The organism is Providencia sp. PROV268 (genome assembly GCF_028477805.1).
GTDB lineage: Bacteria > Pseudomonadota > Gammaproteobacteria > Enterobacterales > Enterobacteriaceae > Providencia > Providencia stuartii.
Window position 1 is genome coordinate 95,765 of the sequence record NZ_JAMPLW010000010.1, and the last position, 17,295, is coordinate 113,059.

Sequence of the window (17,295 nt, forward strand, 5' to 3'; positions counted from 1 at the left end):
AGCTCTCTCTTCGTTTAGCTTACGCTAGTTTAAGGGTTTCCAACTATTGTTTAGAAAGTAATTATTTTAAAAACAAAGAAACCACACTCAGAATATAAACTATATGGGGATAAGATTTTAGCATTCAATGGGTACTTGAAGATAAAAAGTGAAATGAGGGGAGGATCCCTCATTTCACTGATAACTTTTTGGTGCTAAATCCTAGGCGCTAATTATCACCAGAGGCTTGGGCATCAGGCTTGCTGTAGATCAGTAATGGCTCTGATTGTTCATTAATCACATTCTCATCAACAACGACTTTTTCAACACCTTCCATAGAAGGCAGATCGTACATTGTATTTAGTAATGCGGCTTCAACAATTGAGCGTAAGCCACGAGCCCCGGTTTTACGAGCCATTGCCTTTTTAGCAATCGCTTTTAAGGCTTCTTCACGGAACTCTAACTCTGTCCCTTCAAGGCTAAATAGCGCTTGATATTGCTTGGTTAATGCGTTCTTCGGTTCCTGCAAAATCTGAATCAATGCTTCTTCACTCAATTCAGTTAATGTCGCAACAACAGGCAAACGACCAATAAACTCAGGGATCAGACCAAATTTGATTAAATCTTCTGGTTCTGTTTGCGTTAACAACTCACCTTCACTGATTTTGTCAGATTCGCCTTTGACTTCCGCAGCGAAACCAATACCTGAACGTGTGTTTAAACGCTGACCGATGACTTTATCAAGCCCTGCAAACGCACCACCACAGATAAATAAGATTTTAGAGGTATCAACCTGTAAAAACTCTTGTTGAGGATGCTTGCGACCACCTTGTGGAGGAACCGCCGCCACTGTTCCTTCAATGAGTTTCAGTAGCGCTTGCTGTACCCCTTCCCCTGAAACATCACGGGTAATGGATGGGTTATCTGATTTACGCGAAATTTTGTCAATTTCATCAATGTAAACAATACCGCGTTGAGCTTTTTCTACATCGTAGTCGCATTTTTGCAGTAATTTTTGGATGATATTTTCGACATCTTCCCCCACGTAACCCGCTTCGGTTAATGTGGTTGCATCAGCCATCGTAAATGGCACATCCAAGTAACGAGCCAACGTCTCAGCCAACAGTGTTTTACCGCTACCTGTTGGGCCGATCAGCAAAATATTACTTTTACCAAGCTCTACCCCTTCAGCAGTGGTATCTCCATTACGTAAACGCTTGTAATGGTTATAAACAGCAACAGAAAGTACTTTCTTCGCTTGTTCTTGACCTATGACGTAATCATCAAGATGCTCTCTAATTTCATGGGGAGTAGGCAGTGCACTACGCTCACGATGAGGAGCTAACTCTTTGATCTCTTCACGGATGATATCGAGGCATAAATCGACACATTCATCACAAATATAGACTGACGGACCGGCAATCAGCTTGCGGACTTCATGCTGACTTTTTCCGCAGAAAGAGCAGTACAACAGCTTACCTGACCCCTCTTTGCGTTTTTCTGTCATCAGTTGACCTCACTTATCGTCAAACTACCCTGTTTATTTGCTGGATAAGCAACCTAAAACAGGATAATAAATTTCTTTAATATTAATTAAGTATGGATAAATCCTAGCTAATTAACGGCTAGTATAAATATGGTCGACCAAACCATACTCTTTGGCTTCATCTGCAGACAAGAAACGATCGCGTTCAGTATCACGATTAATCTCTTCAACTGATTTACCTGTGTGCAATGCCATTAATTCATTCATTCGAGTTTTCACTTTCAGAATTTCCTGAGCGTGAATTTGAATGTCTGTCGCTTGCCCTTGATAACCGCCCAATGGTTGGTGGATCATCACACGAGAGTTCGGCAAGCAGAAGCGTTTGCCTTTAGTCCCCGCAGCCAGCAAGAAAGAGCCCATAGAGCAAGCTTGCCCCATACAGATTGTGCTGACATCCGGCTTAATAAATTGCATTGTGTCATAGATAGACATACCTGCGGTGATCACACCACCAGGGGAGTTGATGTAAAGTTGGATATCTTTTTCTGGGTTTTCCGCTTCCAGAAATAGCATCTGTGCGACAATTAAGTTCGCCATATGATCTTCCACCTGACCTGTCAGGAAGATAATACGTTCTTTTAACAGACGTGAATAAATATCGTATGAACGTTCACCCCGAGAGGTCTGCTCAATGACCATTGGCACTAGAGCCATTTGGGATGCTAGATTTTCCTGACCGCCAAAATATGACATCGAAATCTCCTATTAAAAACTATCTGGTGCTTGCGCCTAAATTTGCTGTTTGTTCGACTTTTAAGCATTCTAAGCAGCAAACAAACAGTTTGTCTTTAAAAATTCTCTATCTTGCCTATTTCCACTATTATCTCATCTCGTTATTTCTTTTAAGTTAACTAAAAAGCTGTTAATAGAGATGAGCATGAACACAGCGAATGACGCCGTAGAAAACAAGACCCACTATAAAATAGTTTAACACAAGTCTGTAAGGATTCACGGATTTGTTCTTTCAGATAACCGAGAACCAAACAGCCTATCTTATGTGAATATACCGCAGCGCTTATAATAAAATTAGGGCGAAAATGTGATTTTCAAGACGATTGGTGCGCCTACCTTAAATAATTCGAGTGGTAATAAAGCGACAAGTAAGCCATCTTAGGCAGCACAAATGGCTAATAAACCCCAAGCTCAGCCTCTATCTAGGCACCCTCACCCTAACTTGAAATGTGATAACTCTAATTGGCAAAAAACCCGCAGCGCAATGCCACGGGTTTATTATTTGCACAACTGAAAAAGCGAAATTAACCCGCTTGAACTTGGTTCATCAGTTCTGTGAAGTTAGTTTCTTTTTCAGTCACTTTCGCAACTTCAAGAACTTTCTCAACCGCTTGCTCTTCTAATGCTAAGTTACGAACACTATTCATCAGCTCATTATTTTTGCTGTAGTATTCGATAACTTCTGCTGGATCTTCATAAGCTGACGCCATTTCTTCGATCAATGCTTTAACACGATCTTCATCAGCTTTCAGCTCATTAGCGCTGATCACTTCACCTAACAGCAGACCGATAACAACGCGACGTTTTGCTTGTTCTTCGAACAGTTCACGTGGCAGTTCCATCGCTTGCTTCTCGTTACCACCAAAGCGTTGAGCAGCTTGACGACGCAGAACGTCAATTTCGCCATCAACCACAGCAGCAGGAACTTCGATTTCGTTTGCGTTAACTAGACCATCTAAAACTTGCGCTTTAATACGGTTACGAACTGCATTTTTCAGTTCACGTTCCATATTTTTACGAACTTCAGCACGCAGACCTTCTAAAGTACCATCAACGATACCGAAACGCTTGATGAACTCTTCAGTGAATTCTGGCAGTTCACGTTGCTCAACTTTCTTCAGAACGATAGCAAACTTAGCTGCTTTACCTTTCAGGTTTTCAGCGTGGTAATCTTCTGGGAAGTTAACTTCGATATCAAACTCTTCGCCTGCTTTGTGACCAACGATGCCATCTTCAAAGCCAGGGATCATACGACCTTCGCCCATAACCAGTGCGAAATCTTCTGCTTTGCCACCTTCGAACTCTTCACCATCGATTGAGCCAGTGAAGTTAATAGTGATACGTGAATCCGCAGTTGCCGCTTCAGAAACTGCTTTCCACTGAGCTTGTTGCTTACGCAGCGTTTCCAGCATGTTTTCCAGATCTTCATCTTTTACAGAAACAACTGGTTTTTCAACTTCGATAGTTTCCAGACCTTTCAGCTCGATTTCTGGATAAACTTCGAATTCAACTGAGTAAACAAAATCTTTACCATCTTCCAGCATTTCAGGTTTGTAGCTAGGCGCACCTGCTGGATTGATTTTTTGTTCGATGATCGCGTTGATGAAGTTACGTTGCATCACATCGCCCAGAACGTCTTGCATAACAGACGCGCCGTAACGCTGTTTAACGATGTTCATTGGTACTTTCCCTTTACGGAAACCATCAACACGTACTTTCTTCGCGACATTAACCAGCTCGCTGTTTACTGCTTTTTCAATATCGGCAGCAGGAACGGTGATTGTTACACGACGCCCAAGGCCTTGAGTCGTTTCAACAGAAACTTGCATCTTCTTACCTCAAAAAAAATCTTAGTGATCGGTCTACTCCAGAGTTTGGTCATTAAATCATAACGACCTTCTCCCTTCCAGAACCGGGGGCGTTGCTTACACAACGGTCATCCCTGATATCAGAAGCGTCCCGAAACCTTACTGAAAATTAGACGCGACATTATACCGATGCAGATGCTCCGAGTCGAGAAAAGCTGATAAAAGAAGCGATCAATCCGCTTTATTTGTGACTTTTCCGACTAAAAAATGTCTTCTCCACGCAAATTGGAGAAAAAATGCTCATCGAAATTAATGTCAACATCGTAAAATGATGTGAATCATTTCATCACAATGACAGTAAAACAGAGAATGAGTCAATCAGCCGTTTGTTTTACCACCACCACGACATGCAGGTGAATTTAATGCCGTATCCGCCAATTCCCCCCATTCTGTCGGGGTATACGTATGGAGCGCTAATGCGTGGATACTTCCTGCTAATTCGTCCGCCAAAATAGCATAAATTTCGCGATGACGGCCAACCATACGTTTATTTTCAAATTTTTCACTGACTAAAACCACCTTAAAGTGGCTTTCTGAACCAGCAGGCACATTGTGTTGATAGCTTTCATTGATCACTTCAAGATGAGCAGGTTCAAAGGCTGTATGCAACTTTTGCTGAATACGTGACTGCATATTCTGCGGTGCATTTATCCCCATAAAAATAACTCCTTTCTTCAACCAACATTTACGTTTTTTTTGTTATCTTTTTTTGTCACGGTAGAGGACAATCACTCTACAATGATATGATAAATACCCGCTTTGGCGAATTTTTTCTAAAATGGTTGTCTAACCCTTTAGAAAATCCGTCACAATGGCACTATACCCTATAAAACATAACAGGGTTCGTTAGATTGCACCATAACGGAACAGACTCAATTAGGAAAGATTAACTGGAAAAAATTATGTTAAGAAAACTTTGTTTTCCACTTTTTGCACTATTTCTTCTAGCAGGTTGTGCAACAAGCAATAACACTTTATCGCTCGAACCCAAAATCACGCTACCTGCGCGCAACCCGACACTCAATGCAACCGCAATTAGTGTGAGTAGCGTTGATAACCGACCATCAAAATCACTTACGGAACTCAACCGTAATGGGAGTTTAGTGGTCTTGTCACCTTCGCGTGATCCTCGCTATTTAATGCAAGAAGCGGTTGAGAAACAAATGGCAGCACGTGGTTTTATGGTGTCGTCACCCGCGAGTGTTAACTTAGTCGTACAATTAAATCAATTAAACGCCCAAGTCACTGAAGGCAGTCTACGTCACAATATCACGGTAAACACCAGTGTGACCGTTAATGCGACAGCGCCTAACGGCTCGACGAAATCACGTACTTTTACGCGTAATTACAACAACCAAGAATTACTTGGTGCAAGTAACGATAAAATAGAAAAAGCGATCAATATCGCGTTAACAGATTTAATTAATGATATGGCAAATGACCAAGAATTGACGCAGTTTATTAGACAAAACGCTCGGTAATCGCCCTTACATTATTATACGGTAAGAGCCTATTTCTATAGGCTCTTAAAAGTGTGGTGCTATTACTACAATAAGCAACCAATAACGGAAGTCCTCTATTTTACAAATAACCAATCATAGGAAGATTATGTCCCGTGCCTTTTTACCTAACTCAGTCATTTTAATCCTATTAGGTTTTGTTTCCGGCCTTCCGTTAGCCCTTACCGCAGGTACATTACAAGCTTGGTTAACAGTTGAAAACATCGATATCAAAACAATCGGTTTCTTTTCGCTTGTTGGTCAAGCTTATGTTTTAAAGTTTCTGTGGTCTCCCATGATGGACAGATATACGCCTCCTTTTTTTGGTCGGCGTCGAGGTTGGTTACTCACCACACAGATCCTACTTATTATTAGCATAGGGGCGATGGGTTTTATGAATCCATCCGAACACCTATGGTGGTTAGCAGCACTTGCCGTCATGGTTGCCTTTTGCTCCGCCTCACAAGATATTGTCTTCGATGCCTATAAAACCGATTTGCTCAGTGCAGAGGAAAGAGGTTTTGGTGCCGCCGTGTCGGTGATGGGGTATCGCATCAGTATGTTAGTTTCAGGTGGATTAGCATTATGGATGGCAGATACTTTTCTCACATGGAAACAGCTCTATCTACTCATGGCGGGGTTAATGCTAATCGGTGTTGTAGCGACGCTGCTTGCCAAAGAGCCTGAAGATAATGGCGCACCACCAACTTCACTAAAAAAAGCTATCTATGAACCATTAGCTGAATTTTTCAGCCGTAACAATGCTTGGTTGATCCTGCTGTTACTGGTGTTTTATAAAATGGGCGATGCTTTTGTTATGGCACTTAACACCAATTTTCTACTGCATGGGCTAGGGTTTAGCTTAAGTGAAGTCGGCACTGTCAATAAAACAGTAGGTATGCTGGCGACCATTATTGGGGCGTTATTTGGCGGTTATTTGATGAAAAAAATGAGCTTATTTAACGCGCTCTTTATTTTCGGAATATTACAAGGCGTATCTAATATCGGCTATTGGTTCCTTGCAGTCACGCCACCTAACATCATGACTATGGGAACAATTATTTTCCTTGAGAACCTTTTCTCAGGAATGGGTACCGCCGCCTTTGTTGCCTTATTGATGACCTTATGTAATAAGTCTCTTTCTGCCACACAATTTGCTTTGCTATCTGCACTTTCCGCAGTAGGACGCGTATATATCGGCCCTGTTGCCAGTATTCTTGTGAGTGCTTATGATTGGCCAATCTTTTATTTACTCTCGATTATCGTTGCTCTACCGGGGATCTTGCTGCTACTTGCCTGCCGCACATCGCTTATCTATACCCAAACAACTGGGCTATTCCAGCGCCGTGAACAATATGCAAAAGCCTACAAAATCGCGGTTTACTTATTCTTGCTAGCTATTAGCATCCTTGCTATTTGGCTAATAACGCTCTTAATCAGCTCATTCTCATCTGTCAAAATCTATCTGTTTACAACTCATCTATCACTTTGGCTTTCCTTGCCTGAATATCAAAATAGCATCTTCAATACCGGCGTTGGGATTGGGGCATTAAGTTTGATTATTGGTGGATGCCTTGATTTCTTTGCGGTCAAGAAAGTAGTTAAAAAAGCTATTAATTAATCAAAAAAATTAATAACTAGAGTAATTATCCCGAAATAAGATAAATCTGTTTCGGGTTTTTCTTGACCTTTTAAATTAGATCTGACTAGCAAATATTGATATCCCTCGCGTCATATCGTGATGTATATCACTTATTCAATGAAATATATTTTTTAATTACAAATGAAAAGCCTAATATCTCACACGTTAAGGGCTAATCAGCCTCACGGCTGAATAATAAATATCGTTAATACTCAAACGAAAATAATATATTATGAAAAAACAACTTCTCTGCGCCGCGGCACTCGTATCTTTAGCTGGAACAGCGAATGCAGACGACGGCTTTCTTGGCTATCAGAATGGTTTCGCGGATATCAATGTCAACTATCTAGACTGGTCTCACCGCACCGAAACTAAGTCAGAATACACTTCTCGTAAAAAAGACTTTGCCTACATTGAGTTAGAAGGCGGTGCTAACTTCAATTGGGGGGAATTATACGGCTTCTTTGATGTGGAAAACCCATTCCATAAACGCCGTACTGAACCAGGTCGTAACCAACGTTATACAATCAAAACCACGGGACGTTTCTATTTAGGTGACAGTGGCTTTAACGTATATGGACACGTCTATGGTACTTGGTCACTGCCAGGAGCTAAATATGGTGGTAATTTCCATGAAGTCAATACATTGTATGGTTTAGGATACAACACTGCATTTGGTGACCTGTGGTTCAAACCATTTATTGCAATGCACTATGTCGATCAATCGTTTTATTCAGGTAATAACGGCTATGTCGTCGGCTGGGTTGCTGGTTATGGATTCAAAATGTTTGAAGAGAATTTCATGATCACTAACTGGCACGAAATGGAGTTTGCACGCCATAAACGTTATGGCAGCGGTAACGGTGGTCGTGATGGTGTCAATGGTGCATTAGCATTTTGGTGGAATGCAACACCAAATTTAGCAGCAGGTGTTCAATATCGCTACGCTGATAACAAGTTAGGTGAAGATTTCTATCAAGATGCGATTATTTATACATTAAAATATACGTTCTAAATAGCTCACTTAAGTCAACATGAATACTTATAGAAAAATTTAAAAACTCTCTTTTCTTTTCAAGAAAGTAACAATTTTTCTTAGCTATTTTGGCCGGTAAGGTGGTGCTAGCCGCCTTATCGGCATTAAAAATCGTAATTTCACCTATCATTTTATTTAACAATCATAGCAGTTTCTTCATTTTTTGCTCACTTTTGTACATATTTTTCTTTGAAAAATGACAAAGATATTTTAGTATTACCTTCGTTTTAGCAAAATATACCTATAATCTGCATGACTTTTAACTTTTTAATCATAAGCTCTTTACATGTGATCATATTAACATAAAGAGCTAACAATCCTGCTTCTTTACCTTACAATTGTTTACACTCACATAACCTTACCGTAGAATGCCCCCACTGATGAAACGACAATTAGAATCTTTGTCATTTGGGGTCGTGGATGAGACTTATGAACTACAAAAAAAGCATTGGGGCAATCTCGCTAGTTGTAGCCGCCTTATTATTAGGTGGTTGCGACATGGTGTTGATGGACCCTAAAGGCGCCGTTGGCGTCAAACAAAAAGAGCTGATTCTTATTGCAATCGGCTTAATGCTCGTTGTTGTGATTCCTGTTATTTTCATGGCATTTATCTTTGCAATGAAATATCGTGAATCCAATAAATCAGCAACTTACCGTCCTAACTGGGCTCACTCAAATAAAATTGAGTTAGTCTGCTGGACCGTTCCTATCATCATTATCATCATTCTAGGTACTATTACTTGGAAGACGACTCATGAGCTTGACCCTTATAAGCCATTAGTCAGTGATCAGGAACCTGTCACTATTGAAGTTATTTCGGCTGACTGGAAATGGATCTTCATCTATCCAGAGCAAGGCATTGCAACAGTTAACGAAATCGCATTCCCTACTGGTGTGCCAATCAACTTCAAAATTACGTCTGATTCGGTGATGAACTCGTTCTTCATTCCATCGTTAGGTGGTCAAATCTACGCGATGGCAGGTATGCAAACTAAGCTTCACTTAATTGCTAATGAACCTGGTACTTATAAAGGCTTCTCTGCAAGCTACAGTGGCCATGGCTTCTCTGATATGAAGTTTAATGCTATCGCAACACCTGATCGCCAAGGTTTTGATGAGTGGGTACAAAAGGTGAAAGCGTCACCTAAGACTATGGATACCATGCAAGCGTTTGATGAAGTCGCCAAACCTAGCATGAACGTTCCTGTAACCTACTTCTCTAGCGTGAAACCAAATCTGTATGAAGACATCATTCTCAAGTTTGGTCATGAGCACCATAAAGGTCACGCTCCTGCAGACAAGAAAGATGAAACTGCAGGTCAATCTATGCATATGAGCCATAACGCTCATACAGGCGCTGAGGAATAAGGGCATGTTCGGAAAATTAACACTAGATGCTATTCCGCTCCATGAGCCAATTGTCGTCGTGACACTGATTTGTATCATTATCGGCGGTATTGCGCTTCTTGGTGCGATCACCTACTTCGGTAAATGGAAGTGGTTGTGGAAAGAGTGGTTGACATCCGTTGACCACAAAAAAATTGGTGTCATGTACATCATTGTCGCAATGGTCATGCTATTCCGTGGTTTCGCGGATGCTATCATGATGCGTGGTCAACAAGTACTCGCTTCTGCTGGTCAAGAAGGTTTCTTAAACCCTCACCACTATGACCAAATTTTTACCGCACACGGCGTTATCATGATTTTCTTCATGGCGACTCCATTTGTTGTCGGTCTGATGAACCTTGTTGTTCCTCTGCAAATTGGTGCGCGTGACGTTGCTTTCCCATTCCTGAACTCACTGAGCTTCTGGTTCTTCGTCGTCGGTGTTGTGCTGATTAACATCTCGTTAGGGGTGGGTGAATTCGCACAAACAGGTTGGTTAGCTTATCCGCCGCTTTCGGGCTTGGAGTACAACCCGGGTGTCGGGGTCGATTATTGGCTCTGGAGTCTCCAGATATCCGGTATTGGTACACTATTAACAGGGGTTAACTTTATCGCGACAATTATCCGCATGCGTGCACCGGGTATGTCGATGATGAAAATGCCAGTATTTAGCTGGGCAGCACTCTGTACGAACGTACTAATCGTAGCAGCGTTCCCAATCCTGACTGTTACACTGACGCTTCTGACATTAGACCGTTACCTAGGTACCCATTTCTTTACTAATGATATGGGCGGTAACATGATGATGTACATCAACCTGATTTGGGCATGGGGTCACCCAGAGGTGTATATCCTTGTACTACCTGTATTCGGTGTTTTCTCAGAAATTGCGGCAACGTTCTCCAAAAAACGTCTGTTTGGCTACACCTCGTTAGTGTGGGCAACTATCGTTATTACCGTTATGTCCTTCATCGTTTGGTTGCACCACTTCTTTACGATGGGCTCGGGAGCAAACGTCAACGCCTTCTTTGGTATCGCCACGATGATTATCGCAATCCCAACAGGGGTTAAGATCTTCAACTGGCTGTTCACCATGTATCAAGGTCGTATTGAGTTTAAATCACCGATGCTGTGGACTGTCGGCTTCATTATCACCTTCTCTGTCGGTGGTATGACAGGTGTTCTACTTGCAGTACCTGGTGCAAACTTCGTTCTGCACAACAGTTTATTCCTGATTGCTCACTTCCATAACGTTATCATTGGTGGTGTGGTATTCGGTTGTTTCGCGGGTATGACTTACTGGTTCCCGAAAGCTTACGGCTTTACGCTAAATGAAAAATGGGGTGTCCGTGCCTTCTGGTTCTGGATCACTGGTTTCTTCTTAGCATTTATGCCGCTATATATCCTTGGCTTTATGGGAATGACTCGTCGTTTAAGCCAAAATATTGATCCGGCTTATCACACGATGCTCGTTGTTGCTGCATGTGGTGCTGGACTGATTGCGCTGGGTATCCTGTGTCAAGTTATCCAAATCATCGTGAGTATCCGTGACCGTCATGCAAACCGTGACCTAACTGGTGACCCATGGGGTGGCCGTACACTGGAGTGGGCAACATCTTCTCCACCGCCATTCTATAACTTTGCCATCGAGCCAAACATCCAAACTCGCGATGCTTGGTGGGATATGAAAGAAAAAGGTACCGCTCATAAGCGTCCTGCTAAATATGAAGAAATTCATATGCCGAAAAATACAGGCGCTGGCGTGATCATCGCTGCATTCAGCTTGGTTTTAGGTTTCGCGATGATCTGGCACATCTGGTGGCTCGCAATCGTTGGTTTCGCTGGCATGATTGTTACTTGGATTGCAAAAAGCTTCGACGAAGATGTTGATTATTACGTACCTGTGGCCGAAATCGAGCAAATCGAGAATAAGCACTTTGAAGACTTACGTAAGGCAGGTGTGAACGATGTCAACTAATACAATGACTAATCAAAACTTGGCCCATGCAGAGCATGGGCACCATGATGCAGGCGGAACTAAGGTATTTGGTTTCTGGCTCTACATAATGAGTGACCTGATTCTGTTCGCCTGTTTATTCGCAACTTATGTTGTCTTGGCTGACGGCACTGCCGGCGGTCCTGAAGGTAAAGACATTTTCAGCCTGTCATTCGTTTTAGGTGAAACCTTCCTACTGTTATTCAGTAGTATCACCTACGGCTTTGCAATGTTAGCCATGCATAAAGGTAAAATTGCATCCGTTAACTTATGGCTGTTTGTCACTTTCCTGTTAGGCCTTGGCTTCGTTATCATGGAAGTTTATGAGTTCCATGAGCTAATTGCAGAAGGCTATGGTCCTGACCGCAGTGGCTTCTTGTCTGGCTTCTTTACGCTGGTTGCAACTCACGGTATCCACGTGACTTGTGGTCTAGTTTGGATCATCATCATGATTATCCAAGTTTCACGCCGTGGCCTAACTGAGGTGAACCAAACGCGTCTGAACTGCCTGAGCCTATTCTGGCACTTCTTAGATGTTGTTTGGATCTGTGTATTTACCGTTGTTTATCTTCTGGGGGCAATTTAAATGAGTCACGCAAAAGATGCTCATACTGGAGCAAGCCACGGTAGCATGAAGACTTACGTGATTGGTTTTGTTCTGTCAGTCATATTGACAGTGATTCCTTTCTGGATGGTGATGGAAGGTACAGCATCACAAGCCACTATCCTTTGGACAGTTGTGGGTATGGCTGTTGTACAGATCCTCGTTCATCTAGTATGCTTCTTGCACATGAACACATCATCAGATGAGCGTTGGAACCTGATTGCATTCCTGTTCACTATGCTAATCATCGGTATCGTTGTCATTGGCTCTCTGTGGATTATGTACAACCTGAACATCAATATGATGCTCGACTAAAGAGTTGCCGATATGTTTAAGCAATACCTGCAAGTGACCAAGCCAGGAATTATTTTCGGAAATCTAATTTCTGTGATCGGCGGTTTTCTTCTCGCCTCAAAAGGCTCGATTGATTACCCGCTGTTTATTGCGACTTTGCTGGGTGTATCACTGGTCGTCGCTTCTGGTTGTGTTTTTAACAACTATATCGACCGTGATATCGACCGTATCATGGAAAGAACGAAGAATCGCCCTTTAGTTAAAGGGCTGATTGACCCGAAAATTAGCCTGATTTACGCCGCTGCATTAGGTATTGCTGGCATGCTGCTACTTCTTGTAGCAGCAAATGCTCTGGCAATGCTCCTTGCGGTAATTGGTTTCGTAGTTTATGTAGGTATTTATAGCCTATATATGAAACGTAAATCAGTCTATGGCACGCTAATTGGTAGTTTATCTGGCGCAGCTCCACCGGTTATCGGTTATTGCGCTGTCACAAATGAGTTCGATACAGGTGCATTGATCCTGTTATTGATTTTCAGCTTGTGGCAAATGCCTCATTCGTATGCCATCGCGATTTTCCGTTTTAAAGACTATAAAGCAGCTAATATTCCTGTTTTGCCTGTAATTAAAGGGATCTCTGTCGCTAAGACACATATCTTCTTATACATCTTGGCATTCATGGTTGCCACACTCATGTTAGCTATCAGCGGATACGCTGGTTATAAATATCTGGTTGTGGGTGCTGCGGTCAGTCTTTGGTGGCTTGGCATGGCAATTTCTGGGTTTAAAACCGAAAATGATGACCGTGTTTGGGCTCGTAAACTGTTTATCTTCTCCATTGTGGCGATCACTTCATTGAGTGTCATGATGTCAGTTGACCCAACAGTTTCAACCGATACTGTTATAGCTTTAGTTAGATAATTTCTGACACAATAACTCCCAACGGCAGGCCAGTCCTGCCGTTTTCATTTATAACATCATTATTGATTATTAATAATGATTAAATATTCATTTACCTACCTCTAGGTTCCCCAATAGAATAACCTTTTTCGTCTATACCCGAGGCTTTACCATGAATGATAACAAGATGACCCGCTCCGAATTACGTGCGACATGGGGGCTAGGCTCTGTTTTTTCCCTAAGAATGCTAGGGATGTTTATGGTATTACCCATATTAACCAGTTATGGTATTCACCTTAAAGATTCATCAGAGCTTTTGGTCGGGGTCGCGATTGGTATTTATGGCCTAAGCCAAGCCATCTTCCAAATCCCTTTCGGCTTGATGTCAGATAAAATTGGTCGTAAACCTTTAATCGTAGTTGGGTTGATGATATTTATCATTGGTAGCGTACTCGCCGCACTTAGTGACTCCATATGGGGGATCATTATTGGTCGTGCCTTACAAGGTGCTGGAGCGATTTCTGCTGCCGTTATGGCATTACTTTCTGACCTTACCCGCGAACAGAATCGTACCAAGGCCATGGCTTTTTTAGGGATTAGCTTTGGCATCACTTTTGCTATCGCATTAGTCCTAGGACCAATCGTCACTCACTGGGTTGGATTAAGTGGGTTATTTTGGGGGATCACCCTACTAGCGGGCGGTGCTATTGTGGTCACCCTGTTTGTGGTGCCTAATAGCCATCAGCATATGACTAACCGCGAATCCGCTTTCGTAAAAGAGAATTTGCGTACAGTCATAACGAACCCCCAGTTGCTAAAACTCAACTTTGGCATTTTAAGCCTACATACTTTGCTTATGTCGAGCTTCGTTGCCTTCCCCTTAATCATGACTCATGCGGGATACTTGGCAAAAGATCACTGGAAGGCTTATCTGATTACCATGCTGATCGCCTTTGTATCAGTGCTTCCCTTTATTATCTATGCTGAAAAACACCGAAAAATGAAACAGGTGTTTTTACTATGTATTTTTATCTTGGCGTTAGCTGAGGTCACTTTATGGTTATCGGGAAACCATCTGTGGGTGATCTTTTTAGGATTACAGCTATTTTTTGTCGCCTTTAATATTATGGAAGCCATTCTCCCTTCATTGATCAGTAAAGAAGCTCCCGCTGGCTATAAAGGAACCGCAATGGGGGTTTATTCCACCAGCCAGTTTTTAGGTGTGGCGATAGGCGGCATACTCGGTGGGTGGCTCTATGATATGGATGGAGCGGCAGCCGTATTTATTGGCGGGCTAGCCTTAACAGCCATTTGGTTTATCGTGAGTCTGACCATGCGGCAGCCTCCTTATGTCAGCAGTATTCGTCTTGTTTTACCTCATCGATTTAAAAATATCGACAAGTTACAAGCTCAACTTTCCACGCTGCCGGGTGTATTAGAAGCCGTCATTATTCCCGATGAAATGGGCGTTTATGTGAAAGTGGATAGGAAACTGACAACGCGAGAACAACTAGAAGCAATAATTAAAGGTGAAGATTAATACAAATAGCCCGCGGCAATATCAGCAGCGGGCTGTTGTGCCTATTAGTCACGGAAGTTAGTAAACTGGAATGGCTGGCCTAGGTTGCCAGAACGGACAAGTGCCATCACTGATTGTAAATCATCACGTGATTTGCCTGTCACTCGCACTTGCTCACCTTGGATCTGAGCTTGAACTTTCAGTTTGCTATCTTTAATTAACTTAACAATTTTTTTAGCCGTTGCCGCATCAATCCCCTGCTTTAACGTCACTTCAACACTGTAAGTTTTGCCACTGTGCACAACATCATCGGGAATATTCAAGACAGCGCCATCAATGCCACGCTTTGCCATTTTTTCACGTAAAATGTCTAACAACTGATGAACTTGAAAGTCCGACTCACTCGTTACTTTGATAGATTCACTCTTCTCATTGAGTTCGAAGCTTGCCGCCACATTTTTAAAGTCCCAACGGGTGGTTAATTCGCGCTCGGAATTTTCAACCGCATTACGCACTTCATTCATTTCTACTTCAGATACAATATCAAATGATGGCATGGTTATGACCTCCTGATAATCAATGTGATGCATGATAGCTTCTTTCTATTAAGAGCAAAAGCACTATACTTGATATATGAATTTACAAGCATCTATACTCGTCGAGCTTCAAGCGCAGCACCATTGGCTATGTGTTTACCCATCAGATGACGATTTTAACACCTAGCTGCAATTTGAAAGGGTTAAAACTGACCATTAAATAACTATTGGCTTGAACCTGACTAATACCCAGAGGGGGAATATGAAAATAACGCTTATCGGTTGTGGTGCTATTGGTAAATTATGGCTCGCCGCGTTAAGTCAGCAAGGGCACGATATACAAGGCTGGCTACGTATAGCCCAATCTGACTTATTTGTTGATGTCAACGAACCCGATGGCCGTATTTTTCGTGAATGGATCCCTTGCAATAACCTCAATCATTTACAAAACAGTGAATTGGTTATTGTGTGTTTGAAGGCATGGCAAGTCTCCGATGCGCTACTGCCTTTACTGCATAATATACCAGACGCCTGCCCGATCCTGTTACTTCATAACGGCATGGGGACCCTTGATGAATTAGGCACTTTACGCCATCCTTTTTTATCCGGCATCACCACCCACGCAGCTTGGCAAGAAAACAACCAAGTTTTTCATGTCGCTAATGGTATAACCCATATCGGAGCCGTTAACTCACTGGCTGAAAATTACTACCCCATTGCCGATATTTTGCATGAGGCCCTTCCAGATGTCGCATGGCATAACCAGATCCTGACGACGTGTTGGAAGAAACTTGCCGTCAACTGTGTGATAAATCCTCTCACTATTCTTCATAATTGTAAAAATGGTGATTTACTCAATCATTCACAGCAAATTAATTTGCTAATTGATGAAATATGCCAAGTGATGGCTATTGAAGGACTGCATACTGATAAAGCCCAGCTTGTTGACTATATTTATGGCATTATTCACAGTACGGCGAGTAACTACTCCTCAATGTTACAAGACATTCGTAATAAGCGACGAACCGAAATCGACTACATTACAGGCTATCTCATTAAACAAGCAAGAGCGCATGGCCTAAGCACACCAGAGAATGATCGTTTGTACCATTTTATTAAACAGCGAGAAGAAAAAAATGACGGCTTCCGTACTGATATGCATCGCCAATGGTAGTGAAGAAATCGAAACCGTAACCACTGCTGATTTATTAGTAAGAGCAGGGATCAAGGTTACATTAGCAAGTGTGACTGACGATGGCTCTATTGAAATAACCGCCTCTAGAGGCGTCAGAATTATCGCTGATACCCCAATTATCAAGGTGGCTGATGAACCTTTTGATGCGATTGTTCTTCCCGGTGGAGTAAAAGGAGCCGAAACCTTCCGCGACAGCCCATTAGTCGTGGAAAAAGCGAGGAGAATGCACCTTGATGGTAAAATTGTAGCCGCGATTTGTGCCGCTCCTGCTTTGGTATTGGAATACCACCAGTTATTTCCAATCGGGAATATGACAGGTTATCCCACGATGAAAAATCAAATTGCGGCAAATAAATGGGTTGATAAGCGAGTCTATTTTGATGAGCGTGTCAACTTATTAACGAGCCAAGGGCCAGCAACAACCTTTGATTTCGCCTTGAAATTGATTGAGTTGCTGGTTGGCCGCGATATCGCCGGCAAGGTTGCATCTCAATTAATTTTACCTAATGGGATTAATGATTATTTAGAGCAGTAATAGTAAAGGCCGATACGATGATACCGTT

Annotated in this window: 16 protein-coding genes; 11 read left to right on the forward strand and 5 right to left on the reverse strand. The window is 42.3% G+C overall.

The annotated features are described in order from the left end of the window. Positions 1-208: 208 nt before the first annotated feature. From clpX to bolA, 4 genes are all read right to left on the reverse strand, one after another. Positions 209-1,486 (reverse strand): ATP-dependent protease ATP-binding subunit ClpX, encoded by a 1,278-nt coding sequence (gene clpX, locus PR699_RS08925; RefSeq protein WP_004927031.1) that lies wholly within the window; start codon positions 1,484-1,486, stop codon positions 209-211. 111 nt (positions 1,487-1,597) lie between these two features. Next, entirely contained in the window at positions 1,598-2,218 is a 621-nt protein-coding gene (gene clpP / locus PR699_RS08930) for an ATP-dependent Clp endopeptidase proteolytic subunit ClpP (protein WP_004927029.1), read from the reverse strand. Positions 2,219-2,781: 563 nt separating this feature from the next. Next, complete coding sequence (tig, locus tag PR699_RS08935) at positions 2,782-4,086, reverse strand: trigger factor (protein WP_014656770.1); 1,305 nt, start codon at positions 4,084-4,086, stop codon at positions 2,782-2,784. Positions 4,087-4,443: 357 nt separating this feature from the next. Continuing rightward, positions 4,444-4,782 carry a transcriptional regulator BolA gene (gene bolA, locus PR699_RS08940; RefSeq protein WP_004927022.1) on the reverse strand — a complete coding sequence of 113 codons (339 nt, stop codon included), beginning with the start codon at positions 4,780-4,782 and terminating at the stop codon, positions 4,444-4,446. 245 nt (positions 4,783-5,027) lie between these two features. On the opposite strand from bolA, the gene PR699_RS08945 reads away from it, so the two are divergent. The 9 genes from PR699_RS08945 to PR699_RS08985 all read left to right on the forward strand — a co-directional run bounded on the left by PR699_RS08945 (position 5,028) and on the right by PR699_RS08985 (position 15,022). Beyond that, the gene (locus PR699_RS08945) at positions 5,028-5,606 is read left to right on the forward strand and encodes a YajG family lipoprotein (protein ID WP_014656771.1); all 579 of its coding nucleotides are present in this window, start codon (positions 5,028-5,030) and stop codon (positions 5,604-5,606) included. Between the two features lie 127 nt (positions 5,607-5,733). After that, entirely contained in the window at positions 5,734-7,245 is a 1,512-nt protein-coding gene (ampG, locus tag PR699_RS08950) for a muropeptide MFS transporter AmpG (RefSeq protein ID WP_004927019.1), read from the forward strand. Between the two features lie 253 nt (positions 7,246-7,498). Beyond that, the gene (locus PR699_RS08955) at positions 7,499-8,281 is read left to right on the forward strand and encodes an outer membrane protein OmpK (protein ID WP_004927017.1); all 783 of its coding nucleotides are present in this window, start codon (positions 7,499-7,501) and stop codon (positions 8,279-8,281) included. A gap of 441 nt (positions 8,282-8,722) precedes the next feature. Next, positions 8,723-9,670, forward strand: a complete 948-nt coding sequence (gene cyoA, locus PR699_RS08960; protein ID WP_004927013.1) for a cytochrome o ubiquinol oxidase subunit II — start codon at positions 8,723-8,725, stop codon at positions 9,668-9,670. Positions 9,671-9,674: 4 nt separating this feature from the next. Continuing rightward, entirely contained in the window at positions 9,675-11,666 is a 1,992-nt protein-coding gene (cyoB, locus tag PR699_RS08965; RefSeq protein WP_004927011.1) for a cytochrome o ubiquinol oxidase subunit I, read from the forward strand. Then, on the forward strand, positions 11,656-12,270 hold the full coding sequence (locus PR699_RS08970) for a cytochrome o ubiquinol oxidase subunit III (RefSeq protein WP_004927009.1): 615 nt from the start codon (positions 11,656-11,658) through the stop codon (positions 12,268-12,270). The genes cyoB and PR699_RS08970 overlap by 11 nt, the downstream gene beginning before the upstream one ends. Beyond that, positions 12,271-12,603 (forward strand): cytochrome o ubiquinol oxidase subunit IV, encoded by a 333-nt coding sequence (locus PR699_RS08975; RefSeq protein ID WP_004927007.1) that lies wholly within the window; start codon positions 12,271-12,273, stop codon positions 12,601-12,603. It abuts the gene before it with no gap. Between the two features lie 12 nt (positions 12,604-12,615). Further along, entirely contained in the window at positions 12,616-13,503 is an 888-nt protein-coding gene (gene cyoE, locus PR699_RS08980; RefSeq protein ID WP_004927005.1) for a heme o synthase, read from the forward strand. Positions 13,504-13,654: 151 nt separating this feature from the next. Beyond that, positions 13,655-15,022 carry an MFS transporter gene (locus PR699_RS08985; protein ID WP_004927003.1) on the forward strand — a complete coding sequence of 456 codons (1,368 nt, stop codon included), beginning with the start codon at positions 13,655-13,657 and terminating at the stop codon, positions 15,020-15,022. A gap of 44 nt (positions 15,023-15,066) precedes the next feature. Here the strand turns inward: PR699_RS08985 and PR699_RS08990 are convergent, their stop codons facing one another. Next, a complete protein-coding gene (locus PR699_RS08990; RefSeq protein ID WP_014656773.1) occupies positions 15,067-15,558 on the reverse strand; it encodes a YajQ family cyclic di-GMP-binding protein in 492 nt (163 codons plus the stop codon). Positions 15,559-15,799: 241 nt separating this feature from the next. Here PR699_RS08990 and panE point away from each other — a divergent pair, with 241 nt between their 5' ends. Together panE and yajL are read left to right on the forward strand one after the other, a co-directional pair. Then, positions 15,800-16,711 carry a 2-dehydropantoate 2-reductase gene (gene panE / locus PR699_RS08995; protein WP_004926998.1) on the forward strand — a complete coding sequence of 304 codons (912 nt, stop codon included), beginning with the start codon at positions 15,800-15,802 and terminating at the stop codon, positions 16,709-16,711. Further along, on the forward strand, positions 16,674-17,267 hold the full coding sequence (gene yajL / locus PR699_RS09000) for a protein deglycase YajL (RefSeq protein WP_014656774.1): 594 nt from the start codon (positions 16,674-16,676) through the stop codon (positions 17,265-17,267). The genes panE and yajL overlap by 38 nt, the downstream gene beginning before the upstream one ends. Positions 17,268-17,295 lie beyond the last annotated feature (28 nt).

Coding starts and splice junctions, on each gene's coding strand:
- clpX (WP_004927031.1), bottom strand. CDS start 1,486: ATGACAGAAAAACGCAAAGAGGGGTCAGGTAAGCTGTTGTACTGCTCT.
- clpP (WP_004927029.1), bottom strand. CDS start 2,218: ATGTCATATTTTGGCGGTCAGGAAAATCTAGCATCCCAAATGGCTCTA.
- tig (WP_014656770.1), bottom strand. CDS start 4,086: ATGCAAGTTTCTGTTGAAACGACTCAAGGCCTTGGGCGTCGTGTAACA.
- bolA (WP_004927022.1), bottom strand. CDS start 4,782: ATGGGGATAAATGCACCGCAGAATATGCAGTCACGTATTCAGCAAAAG.
- PR699_RS08945 (WP_014656771.1), top strand. CDS start 5,028: ATGTTAAGAAAACTTTGTTTTCCACTTTTTGCACTATTTCTTCTAGCA.
- ampG (WP_004927019.1), top strand. CDS start 5,734: ATGTCCCGTGCCTTTTTACCTAACTCAGTCATTTTAATCCTATTAGGT.
- PR699_RS08955 (WP_004927017.1), top strand. CDS start 7,499: ATGAAAAAACAACTTCTCTGCGCCGCGGCACTCGTATCTTTAGCTGGA.
- cyoA (WP_004927013.1), top strand. CDS start 8,723: ATGAGACTTATGAACTACAAAAAAAGCATTGGGGCAATCTCGCTAGTT.
- cyoB (WP_004927011.1), top strand. CDS start 9,675: ATGTTCGGAAAATTAACACTAGATGCTATTCCGCTCCATGAGCCAATT.
- PR699_RS08970 (WP_004927009.1), top strand. CDS start 11,656: ATGTCAACTAATACAATGACTAATCAAAACTTGGCCCATGCAGAGCAT.
- PR699_RS08975 (WP_004927007.1), top strand. CDS start 12,271: ATGAGTCACGCAAAAGATGCTCATACTGGAGCAAGCCACGGTAGCATG.
- cyoE (WP_004927005.1), top strand. CDS start 12,616: ATGTTTAAGCAATACCTGCAAGTGACCAAGCCAGGAATTATTTTCGGA.
- PR699_RS08985 (WP_004927003.1), top strand. CDS start 13,655: ATGAATGATAACAAGATGACCCGCTCCGAATTACGTGCGACATGGGGG.
- PR699_RS08990 (WP_014656773.1), bottom strand. CDS start 15,558: ATGCCATCATTTGATATTGTATCTGAAGTAGAAATGAATGAAGTGCGT.
- panE (WP_004926998.1), top strand. CDS start 15,800: ATGAAAATAACGCTTATCGGTTGTGGTGCTATTGGTAAATTATGGCTC.
- yajL (WP_014656774.1), top strand. CDS start 16,674: ATGACGGCTTCCGTACTGATATGCATCGCCAATGGTAGTGAAGAAATC.